This is a genomic window from Microbacterium sp. NPDC058342, from assembly GCF_042723935.1.
Classification (GTDB): Bacteria; Actinomycetota; Actinomycetes; order Actinomycetales; family Microbacteriaceae; genus Microbacterium.
In genome coordinates this window covers 400,746-424,708 of sequence record NZ_JBHXID010000001.1, presented here as the reverse complement: position 1 = coordinate 424,708, position 23,963 = coordinate 400,746, and the positions used below count along the sequence as shown (strand labels likewise).

Annotated in this window: 13 protein-coding genes; 4 read left to right on the top strand and 9 right to left on the bottom strand. The window is 71.3% G+C overall.

What is annotated here, in order from left to right:
• Nucleotides 1-2: 2 nt before the first annotated feature.
• The 6 genes from ACFWHT_RS01900 to recQ form a co-directional block, all read right to left on the bottom strand.
• Nucleotides 3-5,867, bottom strand: coding sequence for an Ig-like domain-containing protein (locus tag ACFWHT_RS01900; RefSeq protein WP_378824947.1), 5,865 nt, complete (start codon nt 5,865-5,867; stop codon nt 3-5).
• A gap of 53 nt (nt 5,868-5,920) precedes the next feature.
• Nucleotides 5,921-7,048 (bottom strand): serine/threonine-protein kinase, encoded by a 1,128-nt coding sequence (locus ACFWHT_RS01895; RefSeq protein WP_378824945.1) that lies wholly within the window; start codon nt 7,046-7,048, stop codon nt 5,921-5,923.
• A 108-nt stretch (nt 7,049-7,156) separates the two neighbouring features.
• Nucleotides 7,157-7,729: a DNA-3-methyladenine glycosylase I gene (locus tag ACFWHT_RS01890; protein WP_378824943.1), complete on the bottom strand. Its 573-nt coding sequence runs from the start codon at nt 7,727-7,729 to the stop codon at nt 7,157-7,159.
• A gap of 26 nt (nt 7,730-7,755) precedes the next feature.
• On the bottom strand, nt 7,756-9,810 hold the full coding sequence (locus ACFWHT_RS01885) for an acyl-CoA dehydrogenase (RefSeq protein WP_378824942.1): 2,055 nt from the start codon (nt 9,808-9,810) through the stop codon (nt 7,756-7,758).
• 232 nt (nt 9,811-10,042) lie between these two features.
• Nucleotides 10,043-11,830 (bottom strand): hypothetical protein, encoded by a 1,788-nt coding sequence (locus ACFWHT_RS01880; RefSeq protein WP_378824940.1) that lies wholly within the window; start codon nt 11,828-11,830, stop codon nt 10,043-10,045.
• Nucleotides 11,831-12,022: 192 nt separating this feature from the next.
• Nucleotides 12,023-14,044, bottom strand: coding sequence for a DNA helicase RecQ (gene recQ / locus ACFWHT_RS01875; protein ID WP_378824938.1), 2,022 nt, complete (start codon nt 14,042-14,044; stop codon nt 12,023-12,025).
• A gap of 87 nt (nt 14,045-14,131) precedes the next feature.
• Here recQ and ACFWHT_RS01870 point away from each other — a divergent pair, with 87 nt between their 5' ends.
• Nucleotides 14,132-14,428: a GNAT family N-acetyltransferase gene (locus ACFWHT_RS01870; protein WP_378824937.1), complete on the top strand. Its 297-nt coding sequence runs from the start codon at nt 14,132-14,134 to the stop codon at nt 14,426-14,428.
• 72 nt (nt 14,429-14,500) lie between these two features.
• Here the strand turns inward: ACFWHT_RS01870 and ACFWHT_RS01865 are convergent, their stop codons facing one another.
• Nucleotides 14,501-17,542: a S8 family serine peptidase gene (locus ACFWHT_RS01865; protein ID WP_378824935.1), complete on the bottom strand. Its 3,042-nt coding sequence runs from the start codon at nt 17,540-17,542 to the stop codon at nt 14,501-14,503.
• Nucleotides 17,543-17,695: 153 nt separating this feature from the next.
• On the opposite strand from ACFWHT_RS01865, the gene ACFWHT_RS01860 reads away from it, so the two are divergent.
• From ACFWHT_RS01860 to ACFWHT_RS01850, 3 genes are read left to right on the top strand one after another with little or no spacing between them, the layout of a single operon-like run.
• Nucleotides 17,696-18,271, top strand: coding sequence for an ECF transporter S component (locus ACFWHT_RS01860; protein WP_378824933.1), 576 nt, complete (start codon nt 17,696-17,698; stop codon nt 18,269-18,271).
• Between the two features lie 47 nt (nt 18,272-18,318).
• Nucleotides 18,319-20,706: an ATP-binding cassette domain-containing protein gene (locus ACFWHT_RS01855; RefSeq protein ID WP_378824931.1), complete on the top strand. Its 2,388-nt coding sequence runs from the start codon at nt 18,319-18,321 to the stop codon at nt 20,704-20,706.
• An 11-nt stretch (nt 20,707-20,717) separates the two neighbouring features.
• Nucleotides 20,718-21,626 (top strand): siderophore-interacting protein, encoded by a 909-nt coding sequence (locus ACFWHT_RS01850; RefSeq protein ID WP_378824928.1) that lies wholly within the window; start codon nt 20,718-20,720, stop codon nt 21,624-21,626.
• 72 nt (nt 21,627-21,698) lie between these two features.
• Here ACFWHT_RS01850 and ACFWHT_RS01845 read toward each other — a convergent pair whose 3' ends face one another.
• The gene (locus ACFWHT_RS01845) at nt 21,699-22,862 is read right to left on the bottom strand and encodes an acyl-CoA dehydrogenase family protein (protein WP_378824926.1); all 1,164 of its coding nucleotides are present in this window, start codon (nt 22,860-22,862) and stop codon (nt 21,699-21,701) included.
• A 158-nt stretch (nt 22,863-23,020) separates the two neighbouring features.
• A complete protein-coding gene (locus tag ACFWHT_RS01840; RefSeq protein WP_378824924.1) occupies nt 23,021-23,947 on the bottom strand; it encodes a M15 family metallopeptidase in 927 nt (308 codons plus the stop codon).
• Nucleotides 23,948-23,963: the final 16 nt, after the last annotated feature.

Sequence of the window (23,963 nt, the reverse complement as noted above, 5' to 3'; positions counted from 1 at the left end):
GGTCACAGACATCCGGTCATCCTCTGCGTGATCGGCGACAGGGTCGCATACGCACCCGTCCACGAGACCGTGACGTCGAACGATCCGACGGTGTCCGGGGCCGGCGCCGCGTTCACCGTGTACGAGCCGCGGGCCGCGGCCGAGACGCTCACGGCGCTGGACGAGTCGATGATCGACATGCAGTTCGCGAACCTCACCTCGACGACGGTGGGCGCCGTGGTGGCCGTGATGTCGACCGCACCGGAGCATCGGTCGGTCTGGCTCGCGTGGCAGGCGCGGGCGCGGACCTGCCCGGGCGAGGCGTCGGGATTCAGTGCGAACTCGCCGCGCCACGACCCGTACATGTCGTACCGGGCCGCGAATCCGGGCTCGACGTCGATCGCCGGCGCCGAGGCGAGGGGGTACGAATAGCGGTCGCCCTGCCGGGTCGGCGTGGTCGCCACGGTGTAGGTGGTGTCGCCGCCCGGACCGTCGACGAAGGTGAAGGTGAAGACGCGGGTGGTGCTCGACTCCGCGACACCGTAGCCGTTCGACGCGCAGGCCTTCACGTTGTAGACCTGATACGCCTCGAGGCCCTGCAGGGACGGCGAGGCGGACTGCACCTCGGCGCCCGAGACCGCGAGTCGTCCGTCGCCGTCGGCACGGCACACGGCCTGCCCGGACCGCCAGGCCAGGTAGACCACATCGAGCGCCTGGGCGCTGCCGTTCGCCTTCGCGACGATGCCGGACACGTTCACGGCGCTGTTCGACACCGCCGTCGCCTGGGCTCGGCCCGGGTCGAAGTACGGCGCACCCGCGACCGTCACCGAGAGCCGGTGCGTGCCCCCCTCGTTGCCGCCGCCGGTGGGCGGCTGGAACTGGCTGATCGGCACGAGCGTCAGTGTCTGCGCGCCCGGCGACAGGGCGATCTCGGCGGTGGTGGTCGCGCCGGTGCGGTCGATGACGTCGCCCGTCTCGGCGACGCGGAACGCCCTCGCATCGGCGGCAGCGCTGATCGACAGGGCCACCACGCCGCGGCCGCGGTCGCTTCCGTTCGGACGGTACACCGGCTCCGCCGTGGCGTCCGTGATCGCCGGCGCCGCATACGCCCAGCTGGTGTGCGGCGATGTCCTGGCCGAGGTGCCGACGGCATTCACGGCCGCGGCGGTGAACGCGTGCGGCTCTCCGTTCGCGAGACCGCTCACCGTGCAGCGGAAGACGCCTCCCGCCGGGCGGCAGGTGGCGTTCGCGGAACCGCCGTCCTGGAAGACGGTGACGCCGGTCACGGCCGGATGCGCCCTGGCGGCCTCACCCAGCGCCACCTCGAGCTCGACGCCGGAGCGGCTGAAGCCCGCGGTGGTGACGCTCGCAGGGGCCTGCGGGAAGCCCTGCAGGTCGAGCGTCAGCGTGCCGGACCCGGTTCGATCCTGTGCATCCGCCACGGTGAACGGCACGACGCACCGGCCACCCGGCGCCTGCCCGCCACCCGGCCACGTCGCCGTGATCGCACGGTCGCCGGCGGCGGACAGCGTGGCGACGTCGCACCGCGCACCGGAGCCGAGCGACACGAGCCGAAGCCCCGCACCGGGTCTGCCGTCGAACGGGTCGTACTCGCCAGCGACGTCGACGACCTCGATCGAGCAGCTTCCGCTCGTGACGACGCACTGCCGGGTGAGAGTCGCGCCGCGCGGCGCATCGGGCGGCGCGGCACCCACGACCAGACGCAGCGTCGCCGAGGGCTCGCCGTAGGAGGGCACGGTCACGGTGACCGCCTCCTGCATTCCGGAGCGCGCGTCCGCGCGGGCTTGCACGGTCAGTGTTCGCCCCTTCTGGGTGACGATGAACGCGGAGCCGGTGTGTGCGACGCGATATTCCAGGGAGCCCCGGTCGCCTTCGCGGCCGCCCTCCCAGGAGGCCATGCCCGCGTACAGGTCGATGTCGGTCGACGCGCCGGGGGCGACGGTGTGCGAGATCGACGAGAGCACGAGCTGCGGCGCGGCCGGGCGGATGCCGATCGGCACATCGACGTGGGACCAGGTGCGCTGCCCCTCGAGGCGCACCGGCACGAGACAGGTGTCCGACCAGGGCGCCTCGCGTCCCGCGTCGTACACGGCCGTCGCTCCGCTGCCGCGAGCGCACGTCGCCGCGGCGCGCTGCGCCACGAACTCACGGTCGCCGATCTCGACGTCGTCGGATGCCGGCAGGTCGAGGAAGTCGCGCACATCGAAGCTCTTCGACGTGTCCTCGTCGACGACCACGGGCTCCGCTCCCGGCTTCAGCTGCACGCGCATGTCTTCGAAGGCAGGGATGTGCAGGAAGCCGTAGCCGACGATGTCACGGCCCGCCGGCGAGGTTCCGGTGAGCTGGAACGGGACGAGGTCGCCGTGTTCGGGTGCGTCGCCGACGATGCGGCTGCCGCTCACCGAGTAGCCGTCGGGCTCACCCCACAGGCTGAGCGTCAGCGCCGAGGCATCGCCGGACGCCCACCGCACGTGCCCGGTGACGACGTCGATCCCGCCCGCGGCGATCTCCGCACGATCGCGCGCGGTGAGCACGGTGTCGGATACGACGGGCTGGTCGGCGACGGCGCCGTCGACGACCGAGACGACGATCAGACCCTGCGAGGTGCTGCCCGTGCGCGTGGAGCGCAGCGTGTAGAAGTACGAGTTGGTGCCGACCGCATCGCCGGCGCGCAGCACCACACGGCCGTCCTCCAGAGAGGTGTCGCGGTCGATGAGCGCATCGAGTCGCTCGTAGAGCGGGTTGCCGGGAACCGCCGGGGCGTTGGGCACGAGGTCGACGATCTCCAGTTCGCCCTGGGCCGGATCGGAGTCGTTCCCCCGCGGGTCGAGGACCACGGGAGTGGTCGCGCCGGCGTCCACCCGCACGTAGTCGCTGTAGGCCACCGGGGCGGCATCGCTCACGCTCGCGTCGAGCACGCCGATGCGCACGGCGCCGGATCCCTCCTCACCCTGCGCGTCGCGCACCGTGTAGCGGAACGCCACCTGACCGCCGTCGACGCCTCCGGCCGGTGCGCGGTAGACGATCGCATCTCCTGCGGCCGAGATGGTGGCGCTGCCGTCGCCCTTGGCGGGCTGCTGCACCGCGGCGAGCGTCACCCGGTCGCCGTCGGCGTCCATGCCGGTGCTGGGTACGGCCAGCGTGACCGTCTGGCCGCTCAGCACGCGGGCGGTCAGCGCGGCCGGGTTCGGCGCCCTGTTCGTCCCCGGCGGCACCACGGTGACGATCACCGTTCCCGTGTCGGAGAGCTCGGGGCTGCGCTCGAGCGACACCGAGTACGTGAGCCGGTAGGTGCCGGGGCTGCTCGGTGCCAGGTAGCGCAGTCCGTCGTCGTCGGCGAAGACGAGTTCGTCGGGCTCTCCCGATCCCGTGACCTCCGGCGACACGATGAGGGGCTCGCCGCGCAGCGCGACGTCGTTCGCCGTCACGTCCACGCGCGCGAGCGCGCCGGCGCGCACGGTGACGGCGTCCGGGAAGACGATCGGTCGCGTGACCGTCGACGGCGCAGCGAGGAACACGGTCACCGTACCCTGCACGGCGGCGCCCGACCCGTCCGCCACCGTCACCTTCGCGGTGCCGATGACGCCGGGCTCGCCGTCCTCGGTGGTGCCGCTCACCCGCAGCCTCTCGCTCCCCACGACATCCACCGCGAGCTGCGGCGTCGAACTGACCGCGTCGGCGAGGATCAGCACACGGCCGCTCGTGTTCTGCACGGCGCGCAGCACGTCGACGGTCGTGTCCTCGCCGTCGCGCACGAACGCCGTCACCGGCGCCATCGCGAGCGCGGCGGCTCCGTCGACGGCGGTGATCCGGATCACCGCCGACTGCTCGGCCTGCGTCGAGACGTCCTGCGCGGTGTAGGTCACGACGTACTGTCCGGGTTCGGCGACCGTCACCTCCACCTCACCGGATGCGGTGTTGGGGAGCACCGTCATCCCGTCGGCCGTGGCTGCCGTCTGCACCGCGTCGATCAGGCGGTACGAACCGGATCCGCCGAAGAGGTGGTCGGCGACGCGGATCGCCTGCGGCTCGCCGATGCGCGCGGTGAGAGCCACAGGCATCGCCCGCAGCGACGGGCTGCTGCTGACGCGCACGTCGAGCGTCTTCTCGGCGACGGCCCCGCGGGCATCCGCGACCGCGATCGTCACGGCGATGACGGCATCCTTCGCGTTCGGATCCGTGTGACGGATCGCGACATGACCGTCGGCCATGGGGACGACCATGACGGGAGCGGCCGAATCGGCCTCGTACGCGTCGCTGAGCACGAACGCGTCGCCCTCGGGGTCGACCCAACCCGACAGCACCGGCACGACGGTGCTCCCGCCCGGCAGAAGCTCCGGCGAAGGCCATTCCTGCCGGCACGCGTCCACTCCGCACCAGACCGGTGCCGTGTTCACGCCGGCGTCGATCACGGTCAGGGTGACCGTCGCCGGTTTCGAGACCGCCGCGCCGTCGGTGACCGCGTAGGTGAAGCTGGTGCGTCCCGCCTTCGCACCCACGTCGACCACCAGGGTCTGGCCGTCGGCGACGAGCGACAGCTCCCCGAAGGAGGGGTCGGCGAGGCCGCCCTCGATCGAGGACGGCTCGATCGTCAGCACGTCCTTGCGGTTGGGGTCGTGGTCGTTCAGGAGCACGGACAGCACCACCTGCTCGCCGCTGCGCACGCCGAAGACGTCGTCCACCGCGACCGGCGGCAGCTGCTCGGCGACGTCCTCGACGACGACGGTGCCCTCCTGCTGCTCCGTCTCGTCCTCCACATCCCACTGCTCGAGCGGGATGAGGCGGCCGTCGGGTGCGGTCCAGATCAGCCCGGTGGTGACCTCGGTGAGCACCGCGCGGTCGCCGTTGCCGCGGAACGCGGGGCGGATGTCTGCGGATTCCAGCGCCTCACCGGGAACGTCGAGCGCGGTCGCACGACCGTCGGTCCACAGCGTGCCCGCATCGGCGTTCAGCCACGCGGCGTACCGCGACGACCCGACGACGACCGGCGCCGCGGGCTCGCCCTCCGCATCGGCGATGCGCTGCGCCTCGCCGCTGCTCAGTGCCACCGAGACCAGACCGGCGGAGTCGGCGATCAGCAGGTCGTCGCCGGCCGACGCACCGCTCTGCATCACCGCGTCGTCGGCGACGTCGACCTCGATCGGCTCATCGCGGCCCGCGATCCACAGCCTGCCCTCGCCGGGCTCGAGCAGCGCCCAGCGCTCGCCGACGACCGTCATCCCCAGCTCGGCGTCTCCCGGCGCGGCCGACGGCACCTGCACGGGGTCGCCGACGAAGCGGTGCTCCTCGATGTCGAAGACGCGCACGGCGCGCTCCTCGGACGAGTACAGGGCGAGCACTCCGTCGGGCGACAGGCCGACCGCATCGGCGACGTAGGTCGGCGGGTCCTGGCCCTCGGCGACCTCGACGTCGGCGAAAGGATCGACGAGGGCGGTCGCCGCTCCCCGCTCCAGGGTCGAGACGGAGACCTGTCCGGTGTCGGTGCGGTACGCCACGTGCCGGCCCGCCGAGACGATCTGCCGGGTGCCGGCGGGCGTGGGCTCCGAGGCGGCGGGGGCGCCGTCCTCACCCGCATCCGAGAGGAGATCGTCGGGGTCAGCCGGGTCGAGATCCCAGCGCTGGCGACTGCCCTGGCTGTAGAGCGCCGCCGAGGACCCGCTCTGCCACACGGCCTCCGGCGAGTCGACATCGCGAACGGTGTCGATCTCGGCGAGTTCGGTGTTGACGCGCGCGTACTGCCCCGACTCGCGCAGCACCCACACCGTGGAATCCGACCGCGGCACCTCCTGCGACTGGTACCCCTGCGCGGTGACGGCGAGCACGATCACGACGAGCACGGCGACCGCGCCGGAGACGGCCGCGATCACCCTTCCTCGTGTGCGCACCGGCGTCGTGCTCGGCGCTCGGCCCCCGGCCGCCATCAGATCGCCCCGGTCGCGAGCAGCACCGCGACACCGATCACGGCGATCGCCGCGGCACCGACGAGTGCGCCGATCACGCCGGCGACCCACGGCGAGCGCCGCGGTGCAGCCACGGGCGGATCGTCGCGCTGCCGAAGACTGGTCCGCTGCTTCTCCGCGCGCGCGGCGCGGCGCGAGTCCGGCGCGACCGTCGTGATGACCGGCCCTCGGGACGCCGAATCCGAGAAGCTCACCGGAGCGGCCGCCGCCCACTCCGCGGATGCCGCCTCGAACGCCGTCGGCGCGACGCCGAGCTCGTACTGCGCCATCCGCAGCTGGTCGGCGAACGCGGCCATCGAGGGGAACCGGCGCGCGGGATCGCGGTGCATCGCCGTCGCGAGGATCGTGTCGATGCGCTGCGGCACCCCGACCGCGGCGAGCGGCGTGTAGCGCGCGCGGATGATGCGCTGTCGCAGCTGGTCCCGGCTGTTCGACGCGCGGTCGTCGCGCTCGAAGGGGCTGCGTCCGGCGAGCAGCGTGTAGAGCGTCGCCGCCAGGCTCCACACCTCGCTCGCGACCGATCCCGTGACGCGTTCCTGCAGCACCTCGGGCGAGCTCCACGGCACCGACATCGCGAAGACGTCGTCGTCGCCGGCGTCGACGACGGCGGCGGCGATGCCGAAGTCGGCGAGCACGGGAGTGCCGAGGGAGTTGATCAGCACGTTGGAGGGCTTGATGTCGCGATGCAGGAGCCCGGCGCGGTGCACGGTCTCCAGTGCGCCCGCGATGCGCACTCCCGTGTCGAGCACCTCATCCAGCGGGAGCGGACCCTTCCGGTAGCGCGCGCTCATCGTGTCGGGGCAGTACTCCATGGCGAAGTACGGGCGTCCGTCGGCCGAGATGGAGGCCTGATAGATGGTGACGATCGACGGGTGCGCGCTGAGCCGGGCGGAGATGTCCGCCTCGACGTTGAACATGCGCAGCACGTCGGGGCTCACGGCATCCGCCAGCAGCACCTTGACGGCCGCGACCCGGCGCGGCATGTCCTGCTCGTAGAGGAACACATCGGCGAAGCCGCCCGTTCCCAGCGGTCGCACGTAGCTGTACCCGGCCAGCACCGGGGGCTGCGACGTGATCCGCCTCGACACGAGCGGTCTCCCTCCCGGGGCCGCCCGCGGCGCACGCGGGCGCGATGGCGCAGGAAGGCTCCCCCGCGACGATCATATCCGCTGCGACGCGCGGCGCAGACGCGCGTCTCAGGCCCGCCAGCATCCTTCGACGTGGTCGTCGACCATGCCGGCGGACTGCATGAGCGCGTACATCGTCGTCGGCCCGACGAAGCGGAATCCGCGAGCGCGCAGCGCCCTGCTCAGCGCGGTGGACTCCGGTGTCACCGCGGGCACGTCGGCCAGGGTTCCCGGGCGCGGGCGGGCGGATGCCACGGGGGCGAACGACCACATCAGCGCGTCGAGCTCCCCCTCGGCCATGTCGCGCACCAGCGCGGCGTTCGAGACGGCCGCCTCGATCTTGGCCCTGTTGCGGATGATCCCGGCATCCGCCATCAGCCGCTCCACGTCGTCGCCGTCGAACGCGGCGACGGTCGCCGGATCGAAGCCGGCGAAGACCTCGCGGAACCGCGGGCGCTTGCGTAGGATCGTGATCCAGCTCAGCCCCGCCTGGAACCCCTCCAGCGACATCTTCTCGAACAGCGCGCGGTCGCCGCGCAGCGGCGTGCCCCACTCCTCGTCGTGATAGCGGCGATACTCGGCGTCGTCGCCGACCCAGGCGCAGCGGGCTCGGGCGTCCGGTCCGGTCAACAGGGATGCCATGGCATCACGCTATCGACGACGGGGAGCTACGCGCGCTCGGCGCGGCGACGGAACTCCTTCTCGGAGATCGGCGCCTCACCGGATGCGGCGAGCGCGGCGTAGTGGGCGCGGGCCTCGTCCTGACGCTGCTGCTCGATGCCGCTCGCGATGGGGGCGCGCACGTGCTCGGGCTCATAGCCGAACGCGCCGACGAGCTCGAGCGCGTGGGGGCGCAGACGCGCGCACAGCCGGTCGATGTAGCTGGAGACCGCCGCCGCACGCTGCGTCGACAGGCGTCCGTTGATGAGGTGCCAGGCGAGGTGCTTCTCGACGAGGGACAGCCCGAACAGGTCGCGGAGCCAGGTGAGCACCTGCCGGGTGCTCTCGTCGTCGATCGCGTTGACGGCGTCGGTGAACGCCTCCCACTGCAGCAGCTCGCCGTGGGCACGGGCGGCCTCGATGAGCTCGGCCTGGTTCTCGTTGAACAGCTTCTCACCGAGGACCTTGTCCCTGCCCGCGGGGCGCAGCCGACCGGCGATGTCGGCGACCATCTGCTGCACGCGCTCGGTGAGCAGCTCATGCTGCTGCTCGGCGCGCAGACCCAGCTCGACCGAGCGGGCGGTCGATCCCAGGTCGGCCACCGCCTGGCCGAGGGCGCGCAGACCTGCACCGTGGAAGACCTTGCCGGCGGTCTGTCCGACCGCGTACTTGGCCAGTGCCGCCGCATCCTTGCCCTTGAACTGCCGGGCGTAGTCGGTGAGCAGCCGCTTGCCGACCAGCTGCAGCAGCACGTTGTTGTCGCCCTCGAAGGTGACGTAGACGTCGAGGTCCTGCCGCAGGCCGACCAGGCGGTTCTCGAACATGAACCCGGCCCCGCCGCACGCCTCGCGCGCCTCCTGCAGGGTGTCGAGGGCGTGCCAGGTCGACAGCGGCTTGAGTGCGGCGGCGAGGGTCTCGAGGTCCTCACGGTCGTCGGGGGTGTCGGTGCGGCCCGAGAAGACGCCGTCGAACTTCTGCAGGAACTCGTCGTGCGCGAAGATCTGCGCGTAGGTGGTCGCCAGGCGCGGCAGCAGACGGCGCTGGTGCTTGCCGTAGTCGAGCAGCACGGTCTCCTGCCCGTTCGCGCCGTCGAACTGACGACGCTGGGAGCCGTAGGTGATCGCGATGTGCAGGCCGAGAGCGGATGCCCAGGACGCGGCGCCGTCGAGGGATACCCGGCCCTGCACCAGCGTGCCGAGCATGGTGAAGAAGCGACGCCCGGGACTGTCGATCGGGCTGGTGTAGGTGCCGTCGGCGGCGACGTCGCCGTACTTGTTGAGCAGGTTGGTGCGCGGAACGCGCACGTGATCGAAACTGAGCCGGCCGTTGTCGATGCCGTTCAGCCCGCCCTTGAGTCCGTCGTCCTCGCGGCCGATGCCGGGCAGGTCGTTCCCGTCCTCGTCGCGCAGCGGCACGTAGAAGCAGTGCACGCCGTGGTTCACGCCGTTCGTGATCAGCTGCGCGAACACGGTCGCGGCGATGCCGTGCAGGGCGGCGTTGCCGAGGTACTCCTTGGTCGCCGCGCGGAACGGCGTGTCGATCACGAACTCCTCGGTCTCGGGGTCGTACGTCGCGGTGGTGCCGACGGCCGCGACGTCGGACCCGTGCCCGATCTCGGTCATCGCGAAGGCGCCGGGTATGGAGAGGTCCATGATGCCGGGCAGCCATCGTCTGTGGTGCTCGTCGGTGCCCAGCTGCAGCACGGCGCCGCCGAACAGTCCCCACTGCACGCCGGACTTGATCTGCAGGCTCGGGTCGGCCGCGACGAGCTCCTCGAAGCCGGCGATGTTGCCGCCGTTGTCGTCGGCGCCGCCGTACTGCTTCGGGAACGCGCGGTGCACGGCACCGTTCTCGACCAGCAGGTGCAGCTGCGTGAGGACGCGCTCGCGGTGCCGGTCCTTGCCGAGGCTGTCGTCGCGCCAGAAGGCGGGATCCTTGATCATCTCGCGGGCGTCGCGGCGGGTCTGCGCCCATGTTCCCATGAGCAGCCGGTGGACCCGCTGCACGTCGATGCCTGCTTCACGTGCGGATGCGGCGGCGGGGCGGACGGCGGCGTCGACCATGACTGTTCCTCTCGTGCGGGAGCGGGGATGATTCGATGGTAGATCTGCGACAACGCGCCCCGAACTCCGCTGTGGAACTCCACCAAAGGGGTCGCCGGTCGAACTCCGTCTGCGTTGTCGCCACCCCACAGCACGACGCCGGCGGTCGCCCGGTACGAACGGACCGCCGCCCCGCAGCCGGAGCTGCGGGGCGGCGGGAGCATCCGCTCAGCCGAGCGGTGCCCGGCATCCGTCAGGCGCGGCGAGCGCCGATCCGGCGGACCACGGTGAGCGCGCCACCCGCCGCGAGCAGGCCGAGCGCGGACCACAGCGCCGCCGCCGGTGCGCCGCCACCGGTGGTGGCGAGGCCGTCGTCGTCGGTGCTCGGCGCCGGAGTCGGCTCCTCGGGAGCGGCCGTCACGGTGAACGCGGTGCTGAGCTCGACCGTGCCGCACGTGACCGTCACCTCGTAGTCGCCCACGAACGCGGCGTCCTGCCCGGTGCCCGAGAACACCGCCGTCGCGGTGCCGTTCTGGTCGGCGACGGCCTCGACGACGATCGGGTCGACGTTCTGGCCGCTCAGCGGCGTCGCCTCGAAGCGCACGTCCTCACCGGCCCGGCAGAACGTGATGGTCGCCTCGATCCCTCCGTCCTCTGCGGTGAACTCGTCCGCCCGGATGCTGTCGTCGCTCAGTTCGAGCTGAGCCGGAACGCGCGTGACCTCGACCTCGACGACGTTCTCGCCGCGGAGCCCACGGCTGTCGGCGATGGAGTAGTTCACCGAGCTGACACCGTCGAAGCCCGGAACCGCGACGAACGCGATCTCGCCGGTGTCGGGGTCGACGGTGTACGTGCCCTCGCCCGGGACGGTCAGCTCGGTGACGAGTTCGCCGGCCGGTCCGACCAGGCGGACGGAGGTCGGGTCGATCGTCGCGCCGTCGCGTGCTTCCGCGTCGGCGACCGGGTCGAGGCGCACCGGGTCGGTCGCTTCGGTCGTGCCGCGGAGCGGCTCGCCCACCGGCGGACGCGCCACGAGCAGGTCGAGGCTCGCCTCGGCGGACTTGCCATCGGTGTCTTCCACGGCCCAGGTGACCGGCGGCGTGTCGCCACCGGGGAAGTCGGGGTCCGGGGTGAACACGATCGTGGAGCCGACGACCTCGTAGGTGCCGGCGTCGGTGGTGAGGGTCTTCACGGGATCGCCCGCGTCGTCACGCAGGGTGAGCGTGCTCCAGTCGGGGTCGGCGAGGTCGGTGACGACCTCATCGGTCAGGTCGATCGTGGTGGGCTCGTTCGGCATGACCGTGCGCTCGACGTCGTTCGCCGCCGGGTCGCACAGCACGTCGTAGGTCGCGTGGAAGTCGCGGAACTCCCAGGCCTTCGGGCCGTCGTGGTAGGTCTCGATCGAGATGGCGAAGTCGATGTCGCCGTTCTGGACGGCGGCCAGCGGAACCTCGCCGGTGAGCTCGATCGGAACGACGGCGCCGACCGGCGTCGACGTGCCGCTGCGGCCGAAGGACTGGCTGTCCGCTTCCACGCCGGCGTTGTACAGCGTCGCGTTTCCCAGGGTCCAGACGCCGCGCGTCGGGCCCAGGTTCTCGATCTCGGCGGTGGCATGGATGCGCACCGTGTCGGCCACGCACTGCGGCGCGGGGATCGCGTCCACGGTTCCCATCACCTGCGGCAGCAGATGGTCGTTGCTGCGGATGTAGTAGCCCCACGGGTTCGTCTGCCCGTCGCCGGCCGCGGGCGTCTGCCAGGTGTTGCCGTCCCAGAGGTCCTGGGGGTTGCCGAGGTCGACCGGCGATCCATCGACCGCGGTGTCGGTCATGATCGGAATCGGGCCGTATCCGTCATTCCAGTCCGCGGCGTAATCGCCGGATCGGTACCCCTGGTTCAGCTGGTGGGTGATCTCGAGATCGCCCGACTCGAGATTGTCGGCCGCGTACGCCACCGGTGCGGCGAAGACGCTTCCGAGCGCCATCGCACCGATGACCGCTGTCGCCCCGATGCGGGCGTGCGATCGACTTCGTCGATTGGTCATAGTCATTTTCCTCCTCCATCAAGGCGCGGAAACGACCGTGATGCTCCCCCGGAGCGTGAAGACGCAGCCGCCGCGCACAGCTGGCGCTCAGCCTAGGAGAGGCGCCGCGACCTGCACGGCATGTGGCCCTCACTCACCCCGGTATTCACCCCTCCCTGAAGGCGTTCGTCAGCGCGGAGCGACACCCGCGGGTCAGTGCGCCGCAATCACCTCGAGCACGGCCTCTCCGTAGGCATCCCGCTTCTTCTCGCCGATTCCGGTGATGCCGGCCAGGCCGCCCATGGTCGTGGGCCGCGTCTCGGCGAGGGCACGCAGGGTCGCATCTCCGAACACGATGTACGCGGGTTTGCCGATCTCGCGCGCGGTCTCGGCCCGCCAGGCGCGCAGCGCCTCGAACAGCGAGCGGTCGCCCGAGGCGACGGACTCCGAGGCCGCGCTCGCCTTGCGGGCCCGCCCTGCGCTGGTCCGCCCGATGGTGTCCTTGCGCAACGGCACGGGGGTGTCGCCTCGCAGCACCCCGGTGGCGGCCTCACCCGGTGCGAGCGTGCCGTACTCGCCCTGCGCGACGAGGATGCCGCGGGCGAGCAGCTGCCGCACGACGCTGCGCCAGTCCTGCTCGGAGAGATCGGCGCCGATGCCGTACGTGGCGATCTGCTCGTGACGCATCTTGCGGATGCGGTCGTTCGAGGATCCGCGGAGGATGTCGATGAGGTGCCCGGCGCCGAACGCCTGGTTGCGCTCGCGCTTGAGTCGCACGATCGTGGAGAGCAGCTTCTGCGCGGGCACGAGGCCGTCGAAGGTGTCGGGCCTCTCCAGGCAGGTGTCGCAGTTGCCGCACGGCGCGCTCTCCTGACCGAAGTAGCCGAGCAGGTTCTGCCTGCGGCACTCCACGGTCTCGCACAGCGCGAGCATGGCATCCAGATGCTGACCCATCCGCATCTTGAAGGTGCGATCGCCCGGGCTCTGGTCGATGAGTCGTCGTTGCTGCACCACGTCGCCGAGTCCGTACGCCATCCACGCGACCGACGCCTCGCCGTCGCGTCCGGCGCGGCCCGTCTCCTGGTAGTACCCCTCGACGGACTTCGGCAGGTCGATGTGCGCGACGAAGCGCACGTCGGGTTTGTCGATTCCCATGCCGAAGGCGATCGTGGCCACCATCACCACACCGTCCTCGCGCAGGAACCGCGACTGGTTGGCCGCGCGCACCTCGGCCGGCAGCCCCGCGTGGTACGGCAGCGCGTCGAGGCCCTGACCGGCGAGGTAGTCGGCGGTCTGCTCCACCGACTTGCGGCTCAGGGCGTAGACGATGCCGGCCGCGCCTTCGGCCTGCGAGCGGATGAAGTCCACCAGCTGCCGGCGCGGGTCGACCTTTGGCACGATGCGGTACTGGATGTTGGGCCTGTCGAAGCTCGCGACGAAGTGCTCCGCACCCTCCAGCTGCAGGCGCTCGGTGAGCTCGGCGTGGGTGGCGCGGGTGGCGGTCGCCGTGAGGGCCATCCGCGGGACACCGGGGAACCGCTCGGCGAGATCGCCGAGCGCCAGGTAGTCGGGCCGGAAGTCGTGACCCCATTGCGACACGCAGTGGGCCTCGTCGATCGCGATCACGCTGAGGACGCCGCGCTGAAGCAGACGGGTCGTCTGCACGGAGGAGAGCCGCTCCGGCGCGACGTAGATGAGGTCGAGCTCGCCGTCGACGTATGCCCGCTCCACCTGCCTGCGCTCGTCGGGCGACTGTGTGGAGTTGAGATAGGCGGCGCGCACGCCGTTGGCGCGCAGCGCATCGACCTGGTCGTGCATGAGGGCGATGAGCGGGCTGATCACCAGCCCGGTTCCCTCGCGCACGAGAGCGGGCACCTGATAGGTGATCGACTTGCCGCCGCCGGTGGGCATCAGCACGACGGCATCCCCGCCGGCGATGACCTGATCGACGATCGCCGCCTGGTCGCCGCGGAACCCGTCGTACCCGAACACGATGCGCAGCGCCTCGGCCGCGGTCGGGAATCGCGCGGGAGCCGCCTTCGCCTGCTCCCGCCGGTGCTCGCCGCCCGGACGCGTCGCGGCGGACCCGGACGGGGGCGTCGACGGGGCCGTGCCCCAGTCCAGCGGCGGCTCGTAGCCGTCCTCCGGCGGGACCCAGTCCATCTCCTCGGGCTCGCCCCACGGCTCGTCCGGGTACGGGACGCCCTCGTACGGTTCGGACGGATGCTGCGGCATCCCTCCAGCGTAACGACCGGCGCCGACGCCGGTCTCTCCCTCCACAGGCCCGAGACGCGTAGGTTGGACGCAATCGAAGGAGGAGAGATGCCCGAGATCACGGTCACCCGCAACGACGACGCCTCGCGCTACGAGATCCACTCGGACGGCACGCTCGCCGGTTTCGCGGAGTTCCGCCGGCGACCCGGCGAGTTCCGGTTCACGCACACCGAGATCGACCACGCTTTCGAGGGACGCGGCCTGGCGCGACAGCTCGCGGCCGAGGCGCTGGCGGATGCCGCCGCGACCGGTGACGCGATCGCCGCGTACTGCCCCTACATCGCTTCGTACCTCGAGAAGCATCCGCTGGACGGCGTCGAGATCCGCCTGCCGTCCGAGGGCTGACGCCGCACGCCGCCGGCCCCTGGCACGACGGCGGGCCGTCCCGAAGGACCGGCCCGCCGTCGTGCGACGGGACTACCGCGCGTCGACCGTCACGATCGTGCGCACGTCGGAGTCGCCGTACTGCACGACGCCCAGGTAGGCCGACCCGGCCTCGAGACCGTTCCACGACAGGTCGTAGGAGGTGGCCCGACCGCGAGTGACCTCCAGCGGGTTCGGGGTCGCCGTCAACGATCCCCGATCCGCCCCCGGAGCCACGTCGGCGTGGGTCATGTCCCACGTCATCGGGTTCGGCGCCGCGTAGATGTTCGCCACCACCATGTACGTGCCCGCGGTGGGCCCGGTGATGGTCACCTGCTCGTCCGCCGACGCCGTCGCCGACTGCCACTTCTCGTAGTAGCGCAGGTCGGTGGGAGAGACCACGCGATAGACGGTGAGGTCGAGGTCGCTGCCCTCGTCATCCGACGAGTCCAGGTCGAAACGGCTCAGCGTCGTGCCCTCGGGCACCTCGACGATCCAGGAGACGTCCTTGTTCTCGTCGCCGGAGTCCTGATCGCCCGAGTGACCGTCGACGGGGTTCGCCTCGTCGACGAGCAGCTCCAGCGGCGTCAGCCCGCTGACGTTCAGCGGCAGCTCGCCGTTCACGCCGGGGATGATCTCGATCGAGCTCGATCCGTCGGCTCCGGTCGCCGAGATCTCGGCCGGAGCGTCGGCGGTGACCGGGAAGACCGCCAGGGGCGAGCGGACGTCGCCGCGCTTGCCCTTCGCCTTCCACGTGAGCGAGCCCGTGGCCCACTTCTCGACCGGTGCGGTGGCGTTGTCGAACGTGACCGTGAAGCTCTTCGACTCGCCGGCCTTCGAGAAGCGCAGGGTCGACGGCTCGACCGTGACATCCACGCCCGGGATCAACGCCTCGGCGCGGTAGACGCCCCGTGCGGTCGACGTGACCGTGCGCGTGACGGTCTGCGCGCTGGCGAGCGTGCCGATCGAGATCGACGCGACGTTGAGGTCGCTGCCGTCGATCGGGTCCACCCCGGCGAAGGTTCCGGGCAGCACGCCCTCGATGTAGGACGCCCAGTCCTGCACGCCGTTGAGGTACAGCAGGCCCGGATCGAAGTAGCGCTCGGCGTCGACCTGGCCGGCACCCTGCGCGAACACGTCGGTGCTCTTCGTCCCATCGGCGTTCACCGTGTCGTAGGCCGTGGTCATCAGCGCCGACTTGATCTCGGCCGGAGTCGCATCCGGTCGCTCGCCGAGGTACAGCGCGGCGAGACCCGCGACGTGCGGCGACGCCATGGACGTGCCCGACAGGATGCCGAAGGTCGGCTCGGCCTTGCTCGCGTTGTTCGTCGCCGCGAGGATCGCGACGCCGGGGGCGGCGACATCCGGCTTGATGATGTCGGAGCCGGCGGCCTTCATGGGGCCGCGACTCGAGAATCCGGCGATCTGCGGCACGGGCGTGACGACGCCGGTCGTGTTCTCGCCGACGAGCGTCACCGGCCGGTCGACGCCGCCACGCACGTAATCCAGCACGGCCGCGCGGTGCGCGGCGGCGAGGTGCACGGTCGGAACCGCGTGGAAGTCGTTGTCGAGCGAGTCCGCACCACCGGGGACGTTCACGAGGATCATCCCGATGCCGCCGGCCGCCTTCACGACATCGGACTTCTCGGCGCGGGCGTTCTCGCCACGGTCGCACACCACGATGTGGTCCTCGACCGCGGCCGGGTCGAGGGACCCGGGGAGGCACAGCTGCGCGCCGTCACCGGCAGCCGCATCGCCCGAGTAGATCGCCGGTCCGTTGACCTGGCTGCCGAAGGGCACGCTCACCGATGCGCCCGCCTTCTCGAACCCCGGGAAGCGCACGGTGCCCTCCCAGGTCGGGATGGTGGATGCCGCGACCGTGGTGTACCAGGGCGAGGCGTGGTCGGCGGTGACCGGGTCGGGCCCGCTGTTGCCTGCGCTGACCGCGACGAAGATGCCGGCGGCCGCCGCATTGAGGAAGGCGAGGTCGTCGGGCTCGACGACCCCCGTGGCGGCGCCGCCTCCGATGGAGTAGTTGATCACGTCGACGCCGTCCTCGACGGCCGCGTCGATCGCCGACACCAGGTCGCTGAGCGCGCAGATGTCGTCTTCGGTGACGGCCGGATCCGGCCCTTCGTAGCAGGCCTTGTACGCGGCGACCTTGGCGGCCGGCGCGACGCCCGAGACGGTGCCGAAGTCGACGCCCGAGACGGAGGCCTCCACGCCGAAGTTCCCCGCCGCGGTGCTCGCGGTGTGCGAGCCGTGCCCGGCGCCGTCGCGCGGCGAGAGGAAGTCGTACTGGAAGTCGAAGCCCGCGGCGGCGGCGCCGCTGGAGAAGTACTGCGCGCCGACGATCTTGGTGGAGTAGTCGTGCTTGTTCCACTCCTGACCCGTGACGATCGGGCTCTTGAAGGTGTTGCCGTCGGCCTTGTCGTAGTAGACGTAGGAGCCGTCGGTGTAGGGCCGGCCCTGGGACTTGTGGTGCTTGGCCTTCTTCAGCTTGTCTCCGGCGAACGAGGGGTTCTCCGGCGCGATGCCCGTGTCGACCACGCCGACCACCACGCCCCTGCCCGCGGTGCGGACGCCGCCGGTCTTCTGCCAGACGCCGCGAAGGCCCCTGTCGTCATCGCCGAGACCGAGGAAGTCCGTGGAGGACTGCGCCTGCGGGTGGCGGATGCTGTCGGGATACACCCCGAGGACGTCCTTCGAGGCACGCAGCCTGTCGACCTGCTCGCCGCTGAGGTCGGCCGAGAACCCGTTCAGCGTGACCTGGTAGTCCGCGTCGGGGGTGAGGCCCTTCTCCTTGGCGAGCTTGCGCTGCTCGTTCTTGAGGTGCGCGATGTACTTCTGCGAGTCGGCGGAGTGGGCATCGAGCTTCTCGCCCTTCGCGGGCTTGGTGGCCCGGAGCCCCTTCGTGTCGCCGTCGTACGTCGCGAGCGGGTCCGCCTTGAGCACGACGATGTAGTGCCCGGGCGCGCCCTCGACCGGGGTGGGAGTCCTCACCCCCTCGGCGGCGAAGCCGGTGGTGGCCGTGGATCCGATGAACAACGCGGCCAGGGATACGGCCGCTGTCACTCTGAGGGGTGTTCGTCTCATGAGTCGCTCCTGTTCTCCGGATGCCGCTGCGCTGCGACATCCGCCGTTCAAACTAGTCCGGCCCGGCGACACGACGCCAGCGATCCTCCGCGAGCCGGATATTCTCCGGTGCGAGCGGCCGCAGCTCCCTCCGATCGCCGATAGCCTTGATCGGTGCCCTCCGCCGCCGCCCTGAGCACGCGCACACTGCTCGTCTGCGCGGCGATCGGCGTCGCCACCGGCATCCTGGGCGGCATCGCCGGCGTGATCACGCTCGGAGTGCTGGCCGTCACCCCGTACCTCTACGGGCTCGTGCTCGGTGTGCACGTGCTCCCGGGCATCATCGCGCAGGAGGTGCTGAGGCGTCCGCTGGTCGCCCTCATCACGCACGTCATCGCCGCGCTCATCTCCAGCGCCTTCAATCCGACGTTCGCGATGCGCTTCATCGGCACGGCCCTGCTGTTCGGCGCCATCCAGGAGGGCGTGGCGGCGCTCACCCGCTATCGAGCCTGGGGCCGCTGGCGGTTCTTCGTCTCGGCGGTGGTCATCGGCGTCCTGGTCGCGGTGGTCGTCGGCCTCGTCGTGGACCTCGGCACGTTCGCCCCGTGGGTGCAGCTGGTGTACCTGACGATCTCAGTGCTGGGTCCGGTCGCCTGGACGGGCGTCGGCATCGCCGTCGGCAATGCGCTCCGCCGGGCGGGCATCGCCCCGCGGTCGTCGCATCACAGCGCCGGCCACGACTCCAGGTAAGGGTAGGCTAAGTTGGTAGGCACCGACCCGCCGACAGAGGACAGCCCGTGCGCACGACCGTGCCTCTCCTGCGCGTGCAGGACCTCAGCGTCACGCACGCGGATGCTGCGCATCCCTCTCCGCAGGAAGTGTCCTTCGACGTCTCCGCCGGCGAAGTGGTGCTCGTCCTCGGTCCGAGCGGTTCGGGAAAGTCCACGCTCACCCTCGCCCTGAACGGGCTGATCCCGCAGTCGATCGACGCCGCCATGCAGGGCTCGGTGCAGGTCGCCGGGCTCGACACGCGCACCACCCCCGTCTCCCGGCTCAGCACCGAGATCTCGATGGTGTTCCAGGATCCGGACTCGCAGCTGGTCACCGGCACGGTGCTCGATGAGGTGGCCTTCGCCCTCGAGAACCTGCTGCTGCCGGCATCCGAGGTGCGAGGGCGGGCCGAGCACGCGCTGAGAAAGGTGGGGCTGTGGCGTCGCCGGCACGAGAACCCCGACGCCCTCTCGGGTGGGGGGCGCCAGCGCCTCGCGATCGCGTGTGCGATCGCCATGCGATCGCGCGTGATCGTCCTCGACGAACCCACCGCCAACCTCGACCCGGCCGGCGTGGACGATGTGTACGGCGCGCTCGCCGAGCTCGCCGCCGACGCCGACCGCGCGCTCGTGCTGGTGGAGCACGACGTGGATGCCGCGCTGCGCTTCGCGACCCGCGTCATCGTGCTGGATCGCGAAGGACGGATGCTGCTGGACGGCCCGGCGCCGCAGACGATCCACGAGCACGCCGACGAGCTGCTCGCGCTCGGGGTCTGGCTGCCCGCTGAGCTCCTGCCGGCGCGGGACGATCCGGCGGCCGGCGACGCCGCGACGGCATCCGCACGGACGACGGATGAGCACCCCGCCGCGATCACCGTGCGCGGACTGCACGTCGCCAGGAGCGGGACCACGCTGCTGGAGGTCCCTTCCCTCGACATCGACGCGGGATCGTTCACCGCGATCGTCGGTCCGAACGGCGCGGGGAAGACCACCCTGCTGCAGGCGCTCGGCGGCGTGGTGCCGCCGCCGCGCGGCAGCGTGACGGTCGGCGGTCTCGACGCCGGACGGGCGTCACCGCGTCAGCTGAGCGCACACGTCGGCTTCGTGTTCCAGAACCCCGAGCACCAGTTCATCGCCGCGACCGTGCGCGACGAGCTCGCCCACGGCCTGCGCCTGCAGCGCCTGGACCCCGTCGAGATCGACGCCAGGGTGGACGACATGCTCGACCGGTTCGGGCTGAGGCACCGGGCCGGCGTGCATCCGTTCCTGCTCTCGGGTGGCGAGAAGCGGCGACTGTCGGTCGGAACGGCCCTGATCACCCGGCCCGCCGTCGTCGCTCTCGACGAGCCCACCTTCGGCCAGGACCGGGCACGGGCCGTGGAACTGCTCGACCTGCTGCGGGAGCTGCAGCGGCAGGGCACCACGATCGTGGTCGTCACGCACGATCTGCGCCTGGTGGAGGAGTACGCCACCCACACCGTGCTGCTGCACGATGGCCGGATGCTCGCCGCGGGGCGCACCGGCGAGGTGCTGCCGCCGACGCGGCCCGCTCACGGCGGGCCGCCGAGCCCCGCACCCGCCACGACCGGGACGACACCGGTCGACCCCTATTCCGAGGCACCGGCATCCCCTCGCTTCTGGCTGCACCATCTCAACCCGCTCGCCAAGATCGCGGCGGTGGTCCCCGCCATGGCCCTGCTCGTCGCGACCCGCGACCTCGTCACCCCCGCGGTGCTCCTCGCTCTTTCGTACGCCATGCTCCTCAGCGGGGCATGGCTCACCCGTCGCACGGTGGCGCTGCTGCTGGCCGGGATGCCGCTGGGCATCGCCGTGCTCACGGTCGGCTTCGCCGTCTGGATCGACCCCGCCGAGGTCGCCGCGACGCCCGTGGTGCTGAGCCTCGGCAGCGGGACGCTGCATCAGGGCGCCCTGACGATCGGGCTGGCGACCGCCCTGCGCCTGGCCGCCATCGTCGGCCTGGCCCTGATCGGCGGGCTCACCACCGCCGGGCCCGACCTCGTCCGCGCGTCGGTGCAGCAGCTGCACGTGCCCTACCGCATCGGCTACACGGCACTGGCCGCCTACCGGTTCGTGCCGCGCTTCGGGTACGAGCTCGCCGTCATCCGGGCCGCGCACCGGGTGCGGGGTCATGGCGGCGGCGGTCGCTTCGGCGGCCGCGGACCGATCGCCCGGCTCGTGCGCGGCTGGGGGTACATCGTGCCGCTGCTGGCGTCGGGCATCCGCCATGCCGAGCGGGTCGCCCTGTCGATGGATGCCCGCGCCTTCGGCGCGCATCCGACCCGCACCGAGCGTCATCTGCTGCGGTGGCGCATCCGCGACACCGTCTTCACGGTCGCGACGCTCGCCGCCTTCGCCCTCGTGTTCACCGTCACCTTTCCCTGGCAGCCGTCCTGAGAGGATCCGCCATGCCCATCAGCAAGATCGTCAAGCCCGTCTCGCCCGAGCTCATCCACCTGACCGTGCTGCGCACACAGCGACTGTCGGGAAGGTGGATGCGGGTGACCCTCGGCGGGGGCGAGGTCGACCGCTTCACACCCATGGGCTACGACCAGTGGTTCCGGCTGTTCCTGCCGATCGGCGGCGAGGCCGGTCTGGAGCGCGTGCCGGAGAAGGCGAACAAGGTCTTCGGGTACCTGAGGTTCTTGCGCATCCCCGACGGCGAGCGCCCGGTCATGCGCAACTACACCGTGCGCGCGCACCGCGCGGCGACCGCGGACGCCGGTGCCGAGATCGACGTCGACTTCGTGCTGCACGGCTCGGCGGGCGCCGGTGCTGAGCGAGCGCCAGCGAGACGACCTGACGCCACGGCGGGTCCCGCCTCCCGCTGGGCGGAGACCTGCAGACCGGGTGAGCACGTGCTGGTGATCGATGAGGGGCTCTGCTTCAACCCCGCGCGCGGAGAGGATCGCGTCGTGCTCGTCGGCGACGAGACGGCGCTGCCCGCGATCGCCGGCATCTGCGCGTCGCTGCCCGCGTCGGCCTCCGGGCGGGTCGTCATCGAGGTCGCGTCGCAGGACGACGCGCTCGCGTTCCCGCATCCCGCCGGTGTCGAGGTGCAGTGGGTGGTGCGAACGGAGGCGGATGCTCCGGGCGTCGGAGCGCTTCAGGCCCTGCGCGGGCTCGAGCTGCCGGACGCGCCGTTCCACGCCTACATCGCGGGCGAGCAGGCGCTCGCATCCGGCGCCCGCCGCCTGCTCGTCGGCGAGCGCGGCGTCGAGAAGGACCGGGTGAGCTTCACCGGCTACTGGAAGCTCGGCGCCGCGTCCCCGGCGTCGAAGACCGCTCGCGAAGCGGCCGCGAGGCCGGTCGCCTGAGCGGGCGCCGGGCCGAAGCAGGAGCGAGGCCGCCCGGATGCGGCATCCGGACGGCCTCGAGCGGACCCAGCGTCAGCGCTTTCCGGCGATCTGACGGCCGACGAGGTCGCGCATGATCTCGTTGGTGCCGCCGTAGATGCGGTGCACGCGGGCGTCGGTGAACGCCTTCGCGATCGGGTACTCCATGATGTAGCCGTAGCCGCCGTGCAGCTGCACACCCGTGTCGAGCACCTCCCACTCGCGCTCGGTCGTCCAGAACTTCACCTTCGCGGCGTCCTCGGCGCTGAGCTTGCCGTCCTTGTAGGCCAGCAGCGCGCGGTCGACGTACGCCCACATGACCTCCGTGGTGGTGACCATGTCGGCCAGACGGAACCGGGTGTTCTGGAAGTCGGCGATGCGCTCGCCGAACGCCTCGCGATCCTTCGTGTAGGCGATGGTCCAGTCCGTCGCGGCCTGGGCGGCGGCTGCCGCCGCGACGCCGATCGACAGGCGCTCGAGCGGCAGGTTCATCATCAGCTGGATGAAGCCCTGGCCCTCCTTGCCGCTGATGAGGTTCTCGTCGGGGACGAAGACGTCGGTGAAACTCAGCTCGGCCGTGTCCCAGCCGTGGAAGCCCATCTTGCTGAGCTTCTTGCCCTGATCGAACCCTTCCATGCCCTTCTCGACGATGAGCAGGCTGAACGCGTCGGGGCGGTTGCCCTCGCCCGTCTTGACGAAGGTGACCACGATGTCGGCCGTCGTGCCGGAGGAGATGAAGGTCTTCGCGCCGTTGAGGATGTACCCGCCGTCGACCTTCTTCGCGTTTGTCTTGATGCCGCGCAGGTCGGAGCCGGCACCCGGATCGGTCATGGCGAGAGCGCCGAGCACCTCGCCGGTGGCCATGCGCGGCAGCCACTTCTCCTTCTGCTCCTGCGTGCCCATGTGCACGAGGTAGGGGACGGCGAGGTCGTCCTGGATGCCGAAGGCACCCGCCAGCGAGCCCGCCCCGGCCGCGATGACCTCCTCCATCACGATGGTGCGGAAGCGGTAGTCCTGCAGCATTCCGGCGCCGCCGAACTCCTCCGGAACCGACAGGCCGATCAGCCCGGCCTCGCCCGCTGCGAGCATGGTCTCGCGGTCGATCTCGCCGGCCGCCTCCCACTTCTCGATGTTCTCGTTCGTGGCGTGGCGCTTGACGAAGTCCTTGACGAGATCGCGGAAGGCCTCGTGATCCTCTTCGTAGATGTCGCGTTCCATGACGTCCTCCTGAAAGTCCTGAAAGTCGTGTGCGTCGTCGCACCGGCGAGTCTACGTCCCGGCCACCGCCCACGACAGCGGATTGTGGGAATGCGTCTCACAACGCATGGGACTGCGTTTCGGGTTTTGTGGGAAGCGACAGTCGGCCGCTCAGCGGCTCAGGGCGCGTAGTTCGGAGCATCCGGCAGACCGAAGAACTCCTCCAGGGTGTGGAAGCCGCCCTCGTGGTAGGCCTTCGCCAGTTCCTCGCCGATGTAGCGCAGATGCCACGGCTCCGGCATGTAGCCGGTCGTTCCGGTGGCACCCTTCTCGTAGCGCACGATGAAGCCAAACTCCCACGCGTGCGCCGCGACCCACTCGCCCTGCGCCGTGCCGCCGAACTGGCCGATCCCGCCGCAACCGGGCGAGCAGGCGACCACGTCGAGGGCCAGACCGGTCTGGTGCTCGCTGTGACCGGGGCGCGCAGACCCCGCATCCGCCCCGGCCTGTCCTTCGGCCCGCACGAACCGCGAGTACGTCACCTGCTGCAGTCCGTACGAGCGATAGGCGTTGTTGACGCCCAGCGCCCCCACGCCGGCGGTGCGGGCCGCGCCCGCCATCCGCTCCAGCGCCTCTGCGGCAGCGGGACGCATGCTGACCGAGCGCGAGGTGCCCTGCAGGCTCGACGCGGTCACCGAGGCGGGCGCATAGTCGACCGGGTGGAGGGGTCGCAGCTTGTTGACCACGACCCAAGCGCGCCGCGGGTCGTCGAGCGCGACGCACGGCGCGTTCCCGGCCGCGATAGCCGCACGGAACGCCTCGCCCCCGCCGAACGCCGCGATCACGGCGGCGTCGTCGTCCGAGCGCAGCGCCGACGTCACCGCGTCGGTCGCACATGGATCGGCAGCCACCGTCTGCGCGACGACGACGTCCGGCAGCGACATGACCGCGGCGGGTGCGGGCAGCTCATCCTCGGCGGGCACCGACGCCAGCACGCCGCCGAGCGTCGCCAGCGATGCGACTGCGGTGAACAGCACGCCGATCGGAAGGGCGATCCGCACGGCGAGCGGTGCACGCGACGCATGCCGGGACTGCGTGGCGCTCATACCTCCATTGTGACGC